Source organism: Rhodococcus sp. BP-160 (assembly GCF_019836205.1).
Taxonomy (GTDB): Bacteria; Actinomycetota; Actinomycetes; order Mycobacteriales; family Mycobacteriaceae; genus Rhodococcoides.
Window position 1 is genome coordinate 476306 of sequence record NZ_JABUEK010000002.1, and the last position, 11946, is coordinate 488251.

Below are 11946 nucleotides of genomic sequence, written 5' to 3' on the forward strand. Positions count from 1 at the left end.
GTCACCACAGCAGAGGAGCGTCTCGAAGTGCCCAGCTCGACTCTCCGCCCGCAGCGGCCCACGGTCACGTCGGCGACCGAGCTGGCCGGAGAGATCGGTCTGCGCCACGGAGTGCTCGTCGACAGTGCGCTGGTCGACGCGACGGACGACGTCGGCGTCACGGGCATCGAACTGCGCGCGCAGAGCATCCTGGCGGGCGATCTCTTCGCGGCCCTGCCGGGCGCTCGGTCGCACGGCGCCGCCTTCGCGGGCGAGGCGCTCGAACGCGGAGCGGTCGCCGTGGTCACCGACGACGAGGGTGTGGCCCTCATGATCGGTTCCGGCGTGCCCGACGGCACTGCCGTCCTGGTGCATCCGCAGCCCCGCTCGATCCTCGGCACGCTGTCCGCGGCGGTGCACGATCGGCCGTCCGACAAGATGACGGTCATCGGCATCACCGGCACCTCGGGGAAGACCACCACGTCCTATCTGGTGGAGGCGGCGCTGCGCGCTGCCGGACGCACCCCCGGGCTCATCGGCACCATCGAGACCCGTATCGGCACCGAACCGGTGCCGTCCGCGCTGACCACGCCCGAGGCTCCGAATCTGCACGCGATGTTCGCGGCGATGTACGAGCAGGGGGTGGACACGGTCGTCATGGAGGTGTCCTCCCACGCGCTGTCCCTCGGCCGGGTCGACGGCACCACCTTCGCGGTGGGCGCGTTCACGAACCTCTCGCAGGACCACCTCGACTTCCATCTCACCTTCGAGGACTACTTCGCGGCCAAGGCCCGGTTGTTCGCCGAGGACTCGCCGGTCCGCGCGGATCGCGCCGTCGTCTGCGTCGACGACCGGTGGGGCCGGCGCATGGCGGAGATCGCGGCGGCCGGTGGCCGAGCCGCCCCGCTCACCGTGGCGACCACGACCGAGGGGTCGGCCTCCTGGGCGGTGACGTCCTGGTCGTCCGGGCCGGACGGCACCCAGCAGTTCGAGGTCGCCGCGCGGGACACCGTCGTGTCGGCGTCACTCCGGATGCCGGGGCGCTACAACGTCGCCAACGCCGTGGTCGCCGCCGCCGTGTGCGCGGAGGTCGGGGTGGATCCGGCGGTCGCCCTCGCCGCGATGGCCGAGGTCGACGTGCCCGGCCGCATGCAGCGCGTCGAGCGTGGTCAGAACTTCCTGGCCGTCGTCGACTACGCCCACAAACCCGCCGCACTCGAGGCGGTGCTGGCCACTCTGCGCGCTCAGACCGACGGCCGCATCGCCGTCGTCGTCGGCGCCGGGGGAGACCGCGACGCCGAGAAGCGGCCGCTGATGGGCGAGGCCGCGGCGCGCGCCGCAGACCTGGTCGTCATCACCGACGACAACCCCAGATCCGAGGACCCGGCCGCCATCCGCGCGGCCGTTCGGCGAGGCGCCGACGCCGTCGGCGGTAGCGCCGAGGTGCGCGAGATCTCTCCGCGCGACGAGGCGATCCACGCCGTGGTGCAGTGGGCGAAGGACGGCGACGTCGTCCTGATCGCCGGCAAGGGCCACGAGGTGGGGCAGGACGTCGGCGGTATCAAGTACCCCTTCGACGACCGCCGTGTGCTCGCCGACGCCCTCGACCGACAGAAAGGCTCGATGTGATCCGACTGTCCCTGTCCGCCGTCGCGGACATCGTGGAGGGCACACTGCACGACGTCCCCGATCCCTCCGTGGAGATCACCGCCGGCGTCGAGTTCGACTCCCGGAAGATCACCGAGGGCGGACTGTTCCTCGCTCTGCCCGGTGAGCGCGTGGACGGCCACGATCATGCCGCCGGTGCCGTCGCCGCCGGTGCCGTCGCGGTGCTCGCAGCGCGGCCGGTGGGCGTTCCCGCCATCGTCGTCGAGCACGAGGACGGACCCGGCGCGGCTGTTCTGGACGCACTCGGGAAGCTGGCCGCGGCGTCCGTCGCCGAACTGGCCGCCGGCGATCTCACCGTCGTCGGTGTCACCGGAAGCTCGGGGAAGACATCGACCAAGGATCTGATCCGCGCGGTGCTCGAGCGTGCGGGCACCGTGGTCGCACCGCCCGGCTCCTTCAACAACGAGCTCGGGCATCCCTGGACCGTGCTGCGCGCGGACGCCTCGACACGGTTCCTCGTCCTCGAGCTGTCGGCGCGGGGACGCGGCCACATCGCCGCGCTGGCCGCGATCGCACCGCCGCGGATCGGTGTGGAACTCAACGTCGGCACCGCGCACCTCGGCGAGTTCGGCTCGCGCGAGAACATCGCCGAGGCCAAGTCCGAACTGGTACAAGCGCTTCCGGCTGCGGAGGCCGGTGGTCTGGCGATCCTCAACGCCGATGATCCGCTGGTGGCAGCGATGGCGTCGAAGACCACCGCTCGCGTCGTCACCTACGGGTCGGACACCAGTGCCGACGTCCACGCGCTGGACGTCCGCCTCGACGAGACCGCGCGCGCGTCGTTCACCATGGTCACGCCGTCGGGGAGCGCTCCGGTGTCGCTGCTGGTCCACGGCGAGCACCAGGTGGGCAACGCATTGGCGGCGGCGGCCGTCGGCCTGGACTGCGGCATGGACGTCGAGACCGTCGCGGCCGCGCTGTCGGGCGCGGAGGCCGCCTCGGCCCGGCGCATGGACGTGCGCACGCGCGCCGACGGCGTCACCGTCGTCAACGACTCCTACAACGCCAACCCGGATTCGGTACGCGCCGCGCTGAAGGCGCTCGTCACGATGGCGCGCAGTGGCCGCGACAGGGGTCGGCGGTCCTGGGCCGTGCTGGGTGAGATGGCCGAACTCGGCGACGAGTCGGTGATCGAGCACGATCGGATCGGGCGCCTCGCGGTGCGTCTGGCCGTCAGCAAGATCATCGTCGTGGGAACGGGTCGCCCGTCGCACGGCCTGTACCAGGGTGCCGTCATGGAAGGGTCCTGGGGCGAGGAGGCCCACCTGGTTCCCGATGCCGACGCCGCGATCGCGCTGCTGCGCGACGAGGTGGAGCCGGGTGACCTGGTGTTGGTGAAGGCGTCCCAGTCGGTGGGGCTGTGGACCGTCGCGGAGGCATTGCTGAGCGAGCAGGGGGAGACTCGGTGAGACAGATTCTGTTCGCGGGCGGTATCGCGCTGGCGGTGGCGATCCTGCTGACGCCCGTGTTGATCAAGGCGTTCTCGAAGCAGGGGTTCGGCCAGGAGATCCGGGTCGAGGGTCCTGCGAGCCATCAGTCCAAGCGCGGCACGCCCACCATGGGCGGCGTCGCGATCCTCGCCGGTCTGTGGGCCGGCTACTGGGGCTCGCACCTCATCGGCATCGGCTACGACGCGGACGGGCCGTCGGTGTCGGCGCTCCTGGTGCTGGGTCTGACGACGGTGCTGGGCGTGGTGGGCTTCCTCGACGACTTCATCAAGATCCGCAAGCAGCGCAACCTCGGACTGAACAAGACGGCCAAGCTGGTGGGTCAGCTGTTCGCCGCGGTGATCTTCGGTGTCCTCGCACTGCAGTTCAACGGTGCCGGCGGACTGACGCCGGGCAGTGTCCAGCTGAGCTACGTGCGCGACATCGCGACCGTCTCCATGGGCGGCATCGTCTTCATCCTGTTCTGCTACCTCCTCGTCAGTGCCTGGTCCAATGCGGTCAACCTGACCGACGGCCTCGACGGACTCGCGGCCGGATCGATGACCCTCGTGCTGGGTGCGTACACCGTCATCACGTTCTGGCAGTACCGGCAGGCGTGCACCACGAGTCCGGGACCCGGCTGCTACGACGTCCGTGATCCGCTCGACCTGGCCCTGATCTGTGCCGCTGCGGCGGGTGCGTGCATCGGCTTCCTGTGGTGGAACGCGGCGCCCGCCAAGATCTTCATGGGCGACACGGGCTCGCTCGCGCTCGGTGGCCTGCTCGCCGGCCTGTCCATCGTCACCCGGACCGAGCTGCTGATGGTCGTCATCGGTGCGCTCTTCGTGGCCGAGGCCGCGTCCGTCGTGATCCAGGTGGCGGTCTTCCGGTCGAGCCGCCGACGAGTGTTCCGGATGGCCCCGTTCCATCACCACTTCGAGCTCGGAGGATGGGCCGAGACGACGGTGATCATCCGTTTCTGGTTGTTGGCCGCCATCTCGTCGGCAGTCGGACTGGCTCTGTTCTACAGCGAGTACCTCTCGGCGATCGGCGACTGACGTGGTGTTGCACGATCCCCGCGAACCCCTCACGTCACCGCTCGACCTCCGGGGTCGCCGGGTTCTCGTCGCCGGTGGTCGGGTGTCCGGCCGCGCCGTGATTCCCGCGCTGCTCGAGGTGGGAGCCTCGGTGACGGTGGCCGACTCGGACACGTCCTCACTCGAGGCCTGCGCCGATCTCGGCGTGGACACGGTGTCGATGGACGCGATCGCCACCGACCGCGACGCGGTGGCCGAGAGCGCCCTCGTCGTCACCAGCCCGGGATTTCGCCCCGATTCGCCGTTGCTCACCACCGCGCTCACGGTCGGCGTGCCGGTGTGGGGCGACATCGAGTTCTCCTGGCGTATCGATCAGGCCGAGGTCTACGGGCCGCCGCGCACCTGGTTGGTGGTCACCGGGACCAACGGCAAGACCACGACGACGTCGATGCTCGCGGCCGTCCTCGACGCGGCGGGCGTGGCGTCCGCGGCGTGCGGCAACATCGGCGTACCGGTCGTGGACGCGCTGCGACGCGACCCCCGGGCGGACGTGCTCGCCGTGGAACTGTCCTCCTTCCAACTGTTCTGGGCGCCGTCGGTGCGACCCGCGGCCGGAGTGGTGCTCAACATCGCCGAGGACCATCTCGACTGGCACGGCGGCATGGAGGCCTACGTCCAGGCGAAGCTCCAGGCGCTGCACGGCGACGTCGCCGTGGTGGGGCTGGACGACGCGATCGCGTCCACGCTGCGAGCGCGCGCCGCGGCTCCGATCACGGTCGGGTTCACTGCGCACGACCCTGCTGCCGGCGATGTCGGTGTCGTGGACGGCACGATCGTGGACCGTGCGTTCGGTGACGCCGAGTCGCTGGTGGAGACGGACGCCATCGAACCCGCAGGGCCCGCGGGACTTCAGGACGCGCTCGCCGCGGCGTCGCTCGCGCGCGCGGCCGGGGTCTCGGCCGAGCACATCGCGGCCGGTCTGAGGTCGTTCCGCGTCGGACCGCACCGCGCCGCCGTGGTGCGTGAGCTCGGTGGGGTGCTGTTCGTCGACGACTCGAAGGCCACCAATCCGCACGCCGCGAGGTCGTCGATCCTCGCGCACGAGCGCGTCGTGTGGCTCGCGGGCGGTCTGCTCAAGGGCGCGGAGGTCGACGATCTCGTCGCCGAGGTCGCCCCGCGGCTCGTCGGTGCCGTGGTGTTCGGCCAGGACGGCGACGTGATCGCGGCAGCACTCGGGCGACACGCGCCGGATGTGCCCGTGGATCGGGTGCCGTCGGGAGACGATGCTGGAGTGGCCGATGCGACTGATGTGACTGACGGTGACGAAGTGATGGCACAGGCGGTGCGGGCAGCCGCGCGCCGCGCCGAGCCGGGAACCACCGTGCTCCTGGCACCCTCGACCGCCTCGTTCGATCAGTTCCGGGACTACGGGCACCGCGGTGACAGCTTCGCCGCCGCCGCCGCGAGCCTCGGCCCGCACGATCTCGCTCCCACCGCCGACCACGGCACGCCGGCATGAGCCCGGCCCGCGGCGCCACGACACCCCCGTCGCGCGCCGGCGGACCCGTGACCGAGCCGGTCACCGCCGCCCGCCCCGGCCGTACGGCTCCGCGTCGACGACCCGTCCGCGCGAAGTTCGAGACATGGGTGGACCGGCCCCTCGCGTCCTTCCACCTCATCGTCACCGTGGCGGCGCTGCTCACCATCCTCGGACTCGTCATGGTGCTGTCCGCGTCGTCGGTCGAGGCCTACGCCGAGGACGGTTCCGCGTACACGATGTTCACCCGGCAGGCCATCTTCACCGTGGTCGGCCTGGTGCTCTTCGTCGTGGCGCTGCGCCTCCCCATCCGGATCCTGCGCAAGATGTCGTTCCCGATGTTCGTGGTGTCGGTGATCCTGCTGGTGCTCGTGCTGATCCCCGGCATCGGAACGGTCGCGCAGGGCACCCGCGGATGGTTCACCATCGGCGGAGTCGGCCTCCAGCCGTCGGAGATCTCGAAGGTGACCTTCGCCGTGTGGGGCGCGCACCTGCTGGCGTCGCGCCGGGCGGAGCGTGCCGACCTCAAGGGTCTGCTGATTCCCCTGGTGCCCGCCGCGATGGTGATCTTCTTCCTCATCGTGATGCAGCCCGACCTCGGTACCACCGTGGCCCTGGGCATCATCCTCATGGCTCTGCTGTGGTTCGCGGGTCTGCCGGTCAAGGTGTTCGGATCGGTCGTCGGCGGCCTCTTCCTGGCGGCGGTGGTGCTCGCCCTGACGGCCGGGTACCGCTCCGCGCGTATCCAGCAGTGGCTGAACCCCGGCAGCGACCCGCAGGGCACCGGATACCAGTCGCGGCAGGCGCTGTACTCCCTGGCCGACGGTGGGTTGTTCGGTCTCGGCCTGGGTCAGAGCCGAGCCAAGTGGAGCTATCTTCCCAACGCGCACAACGACTTCATCTTCGCGATCATCGGCGAGGAACTCGGCCTGGTCGGGTGCATCGCGGTCATCGGACTGTTCGGACTGCTGGTCTTCACGGGCCTGCGCATCGCGGCGCGGGTGCCCGATCCGTTCATGAAGATCCTGGTGGCGACGTTCACTGTCTGGATCCTCGCGCAGGCCGCCATCAACATCGGCTACGTCATCGGGCTCCTGCCCGTGACGGGACTGCAGTTGCCCCTGGTGTCCGCGGGCGGAACGTCCACCGCCATCACACTTCTGGTGCTCGGGCTGCTCGCCAACATCTCGCGACACGAGCCCGAGGCGGTGGCCGCACTCGCGTCGGGTCACGACGGGAAGTTCGGCAGACTGCTCAGACTGCCGGTGCCCGAGCCCTACTCGCCGGTCAAGGCGTCGCAGGCGCGAGGCGGACCGCGTGGTCCGGGCCGACAGGGGGTGGCGGGACCCGCTGCGCGCCAGGCGTTGCCGCCACAGGCGCGACGACGCGAGTCCGAGGCCCGCGCGGCACGCCCCGCTCCCGAGCGACACACGTCCGGACGCCCGTCCGCGCGGGATCCCCGACGGGGCGCCGCGGACATGGCACGCAGCGCCGCTGCCCGCGACGCACGATCACGAGAACGGAGACATCACCGGTGACAGGCTCTTCCGGCGTGTCCGTCGTCGTCGCCGGCGGCGGCACGGCGGGACACATCGAACCAGCTCTCGCGGTGGCCGACGCCCTGCGGGAGCTGGACCCGTCGATACGGGTGACGGCACTCGGAACCGAACGCGGGCTCGAGACGACGCTGGTGCCCGCTCGCGGTTACGAGTTGGCGCTCGTTCCGCCGGTGCCGTTGCCGCGCAAGCTGACCCGGTCGCTGTTCGCGTTGCCGGCGAACGTCGTGCGATCGGTCCGCGCCACGCGTGCGGTCCTGCGCGACGTCGACGCCGACGTGGTGATCGGCTTCGGCGGGTACGTCGCGCTGCCGGCCTACCTCGCCGCTCGCGGCACGGTGCCCGTGATCGTGCACGAGGCGAACGCGCGCGCCGGTATCGCGAACAAGGTGGGCGCTCGCGTGGCGACGAGAGTCCTCGCCGCCGTCGCCGGCTCCGGGATCCACGGCCGCGGGTCGTCGGAGGCCGAGATCGTGGGCATCCCCGTCCGGCCGACCATCACCGAGCTCGACCGCGCCGGACTGCGCGCCGAGGCGCGTGCGCACTTCGGACTGCCGCAACGCGGTCCCGTGCTGCTCGTGTTCGGTGGGTCGCAGGGCGCCCGCTCGCTCAACCTCGCCGTGTCCGGCGCGTCGGCCGCGCTCGCGGCCGCCGGCGTGTCGGTGCTCCACGCGCACGGCCCGAAGAACACCCTCGACGTCGCCACGGCCGATCCGGACGCCCCCTACGTGGCGGTGCCGTACCTGACCCGCATGGACCTCGCCTACGCTGCCGCCGATGCCGTCGTGTGCCGGTCCGGCGCAATGACCGTCGCGGAGGTCTCAGCCGTCGGTCTGCCCGCCTTCTACGTACCCTTGCCCCATGGCAACGGGGAACAAGAACTCAACGCGGGCCCGATCGTCGCGGCCGGCGGTGGTGTCGTGATCGCCGACGCCGACCTCACGCCGGAGTTCGTGGCCACCGACGTGGTGTCGCTGCTGACCGATCCCGATCGCGTGTCGGCCATGAGTGCGGCCGCCGCGGGCGCGGGTCATCGAGGCGCCGCCGCGGAGGTCGCGCGCATCGTTCTCGAGGTCGCCGGACGAGGTGGTCGGGCATGACGCGACACACCGTCGACGCGACCCTGCCGCCCGAACTGCAGCGCGTGCACATGGTCGGCATCGGGGGAGCGGGCATGTCGGGGATAGCCCGGATCCTGCTCTCGCGCGGTGGCCAGGTGTCGGGCTCCGACGCCAAGGAGAGTCGTGGCGTGAAGGCGCTGCGCGCCCGCGGTGCCCAGATACGGATCGGGCACGACGCGTCGGCGCTCGATATGCTCGAAGGCGGCCCGACGGCGTTGGTCACGACGCACGCGGCCATCCCGAAGACGAACCCGGAGCTGGTCGCGGCCGCCGAGCGTGGTGTGCCCGTCCTCCTGCGTCCGGCCGTGCTCGCCTCGCTGATGAAGGGTTTCCGCACCGTCCTGGTGTCGGGGACGCACGGCAAGACCTCCACCACGTCGATGCTCGTCGTCGCGCTGCAGCACTGCGGTGCGGATCCGTCCTTCGCCGTGGGCGGCGAGCTGAACGAAGCGGGAACCAACTCTCATCACGGCACCGGCGAGGTCTTCGTCGCGGAGGCGGACGAGAGCGACGGGTCGCTGCTGCAGTACGACCCCGACGTCATCGTCGTCACCAACGTGGAGGCGGATCACCTCGACTACTTCGGCAGCGAGGATGCCTACGTCCAGGTGTTCGACGATTTCGCCGCTCGTCTGTCCGCCGGCGGTGCCCTGGTGGTGTGCACGGACGACCCCGGGTCGCGGGAGCTGGCGCGTCGGGTCGCCGCGAAGGCGACCGACGGTGTGCGGGTTCTGACGTACGGCTCCGAGGACGCGCAGGTCGACGGCGCCGAGGTGTCCGCGACGCTGCTCGGGTGGGAGCCCGAGGACACCGGCGGCGTGGTGCAGTTCCGGCTGGCCGGCGAGGACCGTGCCCGCACCGTGCGCCTGGGTGTGCCCGGCCGGCACATGGCGCTGAACGCGCTGGCCGCCATCGTCGCCGCGCGCGAGACCGGGGCCGGAGTCGACGAGATCATCGAGGGGCTGGCCGGGTTCGCCGGTGTGCACCGACGGTTCCAGTTGCAGGGCCGTGAGCGCGGCGTGCGCGTGTTCGACGACTACGCCCACCATCCCACCGAGGTCCGCGCGGTGCTCGGTGCCGCGGCGGACCTGGTGCGCACCGCGGACACCGCGACCCCCGGTCGCGTGATCGTCGTGTTCCAGCCCCACCTGTACTCGCGCACGGTGACCTTCGCGGACCAGTTCGCGGCCGCCCTGGATCTGGCCGACGAGGTGGTCGTGCTCGACGTCTACGGCGCGCGCGAGGAGCCGGTTCCCGGTGTCAGCGGAGCGACGGTGGCCCGGTCGGTGACCAAGCCGGTGCACTACCAGCCCGATCTGTCCGCGGTGCCGCGTCAGGTGGCGCACCTGTGTGTCGCCGGCGACATCGTGGTGACGATGGGCGCGGGCGACGTGACCATGCTGGGAAGCCAGATCCTCGACGCTCTCCGCTCCACCCCGGCGCGGCGCTGAGTTCGGGACGTGACATGGCAGGACGACAGACCGTGAACGCGCGCGGTACCGGCCGCACCCGACCCGCGGCCACACCGCGTCGTGTCGGTGCGGAGCGGTCGACGCGGTCGCGCACGTCGACGCGGGCGCCGGCGCGCGAACCGCGTGTCGGTCGCCGCGGCAAGCTGTTGATCCTTCTCGCGCTCGTCGCCTCGGTCGCCTTCGTGGCGGTGTCGTACTTCGGTCCGCTGTGGGCGGTCTCCTCCGTGCAGGTGAACGGCAACGCCGCGGTCTCGCGCGAGCAGGTCGTGCAGACGCTGCAGGTCGCGGAGGGGACACCCCTGCCGAGAGTGGACACGGATGCTGCCGCGGCGCGGGTCGCCGCCATCCCGAAGGTCGCGTCGGTCCGGGTCCAGCGCGTGTACCCGTCCACGGTGCGGGTCACGGTCGAGGAGCGCGTCCCCGTCGTCTTCTTCGACGCGGCGGACGGTACCCATCTGATGGACGCCGAGGCCGTCGACTTCGCGGTGGAACCGCCCCCGCCCGGGGTGGTGCGCATGGTGGTGGCCAGCCCGTCCTTCGGCAACCTCGAGACCCGTGCGGCCCTGTCGGTGCTCACCGCGCTGCCCGGTCCGCTGCGATCGCAGGTGGCACAGATCGACGCGCCGACCATCTCGGCGGTGTCGTTGACGTTGTACGACGGCCGGGTCGTGGTGTGGGGGAGCAGTGAGGACACGGAGTACAAGGCGTCCATCGCTCTGCCACTGCTCACTCAGCCGGGTCAGACCTACGACGTGTCGAGTCCGGATCTGCCGACCATTCGGTGACGGTGACGTCCCACATAATTTTCCTGCGCGTGTCGGCGCGCCTAATGGAACCCGCCGAGCGGTGTCTCTAGCGTTTCACCCAGTCGATCACTTGACATAACTATGAACCTATGGTTCAGGTTGAGGGTTTGCCTCGACTGCATCATGCACACCAACCACGGAAGGCGAGAGCCCATGACGCCCCCGCACAACTACCTCGCCGTAATCAAGGTCGTCGGCATCGGCGGCGGCGGCGTCAACGCGGTCAACCGCATGATCGAGCAGGGACTCAAGGGAGTCGAGTTCATCGCGGTCAACACGGACGCGCAGGCGCTGCTCATGTCGGACGCCGACGTCAAGCTCGACGTCGGTCGCGAACTCACCCGAGGCCTCGGCGCGGGTGCCGATCCCGAGGTGGGCCGCAAGGCCGCCGAGGATCACAAGGACGAGATCGAAGAGGTGCTCAAGGGCGCCGACATGGTGTTCGTCACCGCGGGCGAGGGTGGCGGCACCGGCACCGGTGGAGCCCCCGTCGTCGCGAGCATCGCGCGCAAGCTCGGCGCCCTCACCGTCGGTGTGGTGACACGCCCGTTCTCCTTCGAGGGCAAGCGGCGCGGCGGTCAGGCCGACGTCGGCATCCAGGGTCTGCGCGAGTCGTGCGACACCCTCATCGTCATCCCGAACGACCGACTGCTGCAGCTCGGCGACGCGGCCGTCAGCCTCATGGACGCGTTCCGCTCCGCCGACGAGGTGCTGCTCAACGGTGTCCAGGGCATCACCGACCTCATCACTACTCCCGGCCTCATCAACGTGGACTTCGCCGACGTCAAGGGCGTCATGTCCGGTGCGGGCAGCGCCCTCATGGGCATCGGGTCCTCGCGCGGCGAGGGGCGCGCCATCAAGGCGGCCGAGTCGGCCATCAACTCGCCGTTGCTCGAGGCGTCCATGGAGGGTGCGCGCGGAGTGCTCCTCTCCATCGCCGGCGGATCCGATCTCGGTCTGTTCGAGATCAACGAAGCGGCATCGCTGGTGCAGGAGGCCGCGCACATCGACGCCAACATCATCTTCGGCACCGTGATCGACGATTCGCTGGGCGACGAGGTACGCGTCACCGTCATCGCCGCCGGTTTCGACGGCAGCGGTCCGGCCCGTCGCCCCATCGAGGCACCGCAGAGTCAGTCTCGCGGCGCCACCGTGGGAACGGCTCGCGCGGGCGAGACGCGTACCGAGGACGACGGTCCCGCCGTCTTCCGCGACGCGCCGTCCTCGTCTCTTCCCCCCATCGGCGAGCGCGCCGCGCGTGCCACCGGACATCCCGTCCGGGTGGAGGACGAGGGCGACGACGACGTGGACGTGCCCTCCTTCATGCGTCGGTGAGCATCTCC

At 70.8% G+C, this 11946-nt stretch carries 9 protein-coding genes; all 9 read left to right on the plus strand.

What is annotated here, in order from left to right:
- The first annotated feature begins 27 nt into the window (after positions 1-27).
- The 9 genes from HQ306_RS08675 to ftsZ all read left to right on the plus strand — a co-directional run bounded on the left by HQ306_RS08675 (position 28) and on the right by ftsZ (position 11938).
- A complete protein-coding gene (locus HQ306_RS08675) occupies positions 28-1608 on the plus strand; it encodes a UDP-N-acetylmuramoyl-L-alanyl-D-glutamate--2,6-diaminopimelate ligase (protein WP_308115584.1) in 1581 nt (526 codons plus the stop codon).
- Positions 1605-3056 (plus strand): UDP-N-acetylmuramoyl-tripeptide--D-alanyl-D-alanine ligase, encoded by a 1452-nt coding sequence (murF, locus tag HQ306_RS08680; RefSeq protein WP_027505846.1) that lies wholly within the window; start codon positions 1605-1607, stop codon positions 3054-3056. Before HQ306_RS08675 ends, murF begins: the two co-directional genes overlap by 4 nt.
- Entirely contained in the window at positions 3053-4132 is a 1080-nt protein-coding gene (gene mraY / locus HQ306_RS08685; RefSeq protein WP_027505847.1) for a phospho-N-acetylmuramoyl-pentapeptide-transferase, read from the plus strand. The genes murF and mraY overlap by 4 nt, the downstream gene beginning before the upstream one ends.
- A gap of 7 nt (positions 4133-4139) precedes the next feature.
- Positions 4140-5630 carry a UDP-N-acetylmuramoyl-L-alanine--D-glutamate ligase gene (gene murD, locus HQ306_RS08690; protein WP_222631438.1) on the plus strand — a complete coding sequence of 497 codons (1491 nt, stop codon included), beginning with the start codon at positions 4140-4142 and terminating at the stop codon, positions 5628-5630.
- Complete coding sequence (gene ftsW / locus HQ306_RS08695; protein ID WP_222630588.1) at positions 5627-7186, plus strand: putative lipid II flippase FtsW; 1560 nt, start codon at positions 5627-5629, stop codon at positions 7184-7186. The genes murD and ftsW overlap by 4 nt, the downstream gene beginning before the upstream one ends.
- Positions 7183-8304, plus strand: a complete 1122-nt coding sequence (gene murG / locus HQ306_RS08700; RefSeq protein ID WP_222630590.1) for an undecaprenyldiphospho-muramoylpentapeptide beta-N-acetylglucosaminyltransferase — start codon at positions 7183-7185, stop codon at positions 8302-8304. Before ftsW ends, murG begins: the two co-directional genes overlap by 4 nt.
- Complete coding sequence (gene murC, locus HQ306_RS08705; RefSeq protein ID WP_056445582.1) at positions 8301-9776, plus strand: UDP-N-acetylmuramate--L-alanine ligase; 1476 nt, start codon at positions 8301-8303, stop codon at positions 9774-9776. Before murG ends, murC begins: the two co-directional genes overlap by 4 nt.
- Before the next feature lie 14 nt (positions 9777-9790).
- The gene (locus tag HQ306_RS08710) at positions 9791-10582 is read left to right on the plus strand and encodes a cell division protein FtsQ/DivIB (RefSeq protein ID WP_082544518.1); all 792 of its coding nucleotides are present in this window, start codon (positions 9791-9793) and stop codon (positions 10580-10582) included.
- Between the two features lie 174 nt (positions 10583-10756).
- Positions 10757-11938: a cell division protein FtsZ gene (ftsZ, locus tag HQ306_RS08715; RefSeq protein ID WP_027505852.1), complete on the plus strand. Its 1182-nt coding sequence runs from the start codon at positions 10757-10759 to the stop codon at positions 11936-11938.
- Positions 11939-11946: the final 8 nt, after the last annotated feature.

Bases quoted from the DNA above. Each gene is read 5' to 3' on its own strand.
- ftsW (WP_222630588.1), top strand. From the start codon at position 5,627: ATGAGCCCGGCCCGCGGCGCCACGACACCCCCGTCGCGCGCCGGCGGA.
- murC (WP_056445582.1), top strand. From the start codon at position 8,301: ATGACGCGACACACCGTCGACGCGACCCTGCCGCCCGAACTGCAGCGC.
- HQ306_RS08710 (WP_082544518.1), top strand. From the start codon at position 9,791: ATGGCAGGACGACAGACCGTGAACGCGCGCGGTACCGGCCGCACCCGA.
- ftsZ (WP_027505852.1), top strand. From the start codon at position 10,757: ATGACGCCCCCGCACAACTACCTCGCCGTAATCAAGGTCGTCGGCATC.